We start from the raw sequence: 1051 nt of genomic DNA, 5'->3' as shown, positions 1-1051 counted from the left end.
CCCTCTGATGCTTGTTTAGCTTTCTCTTGCACATCTTGTGCCGCTTTTTGTGACGCTTGAGCAGCTTGATTAGTCATGGAAGTAGCGATGCTACTAATATCAACAGAAATAGGTGATGCTGACCCAGTTCCAATCAAAACACTTGAACAGCCGCTAATAATTTTATTTGGAGAACCAAGCGGTTCGAGAATTGTATTTCCCTCAAAGCAAGCTGGTAAACCATTGATTAATACAGTGCTACTAGCATCAATTACTACGCCTACTCCGTGGGGAGGGATAGGAGAAGGAGTCATGCAAGCATGGAGATCCACAGTACCAAATGAACCTGATGCAGCAGTAGTGGCAGCAGCAGTAGAAGCACTAGTGGCAATCAAACTAGTCATTGATGTTGCAACAGCTGTCTTAGTAGCTTGTTCCGCAGCAAATGCAGCAGCTTTAGCAGGAGGAAAGTTAGCAGCCTTGGTTACTTGTTCAGCAGTTTTAACTAATGTATCAGCAACTTCCTTGGCTGCACTAACAATTGCTGCCTGAGCAGAAGGAAGACCTCGCCAAGCAGGTTTACCACCAATCATGACATTTGGGCTACCAGTAGTACCTGGTGTGAGAACTGGTGGCAAAGGATGTTGTACTCTATCCGTGATTCTAGCTGCTGGTTTTCCCATAAAATCCTCTGTGATTGCTGTTAATTCAATAGGTCGGCAATTAAAAAAAATCAATATGTTTTTAGTAGATTTATCTGTAAGCTTATTTATAAGCGTTAAAAAACTTTCTTTCAGCTTTTACTTGATATTTTTGTTTAAAAAGCTCTAGGATTTTCAGATTATTAAATTTTGCTGCTTGTATTTAGAAATAACTAAAGTTTAGCACGGCAGAACTAGCATTTTATTATAGAAGATTGACAAAAAATTTAATTAATTTACATTCGAGGATAATCTTATGTTCTATCGTCAGCAAGGGCAGATATTAGCCAAAAGCAATAAGGCTGTGCAAAAGCAGCCGACAACAATAGGAATAACAAATGATGTGCATTCGATAGTTCAAAGGGCGAAAG

General features: G+C 39.6%; 1 protein-coding gene. It reads right to left on the bottom strand.

What is annotated here, in order from left to right; translation table 11 throughout:
• A partial coding sequence (locus RMY00_RS36020; RefSeq protein WP_322652130.1) for a PAAR domain-containing protein occupies nucleotides 1-662 on the bottom strand: 662 nt, incomplete at its 3' end.
• Between the last annotated feature and the right edge of the window lie 389 nt (nucleotides 663-1051).

The organism is Nostoc sp. ChiVER01 (genome assembly GCF_034531155.1).
Lineage (GTDB): Bacteria > Cyanobacteriota > Cyanobacteriia > Cyanobacteriales > Nostocaceae > Nostoc.
The sequence above is the reverse complement of the archived record's forward strand: the minus strand, read 5'-3'. Positions and strand labels throughout refer to the sequence as shown.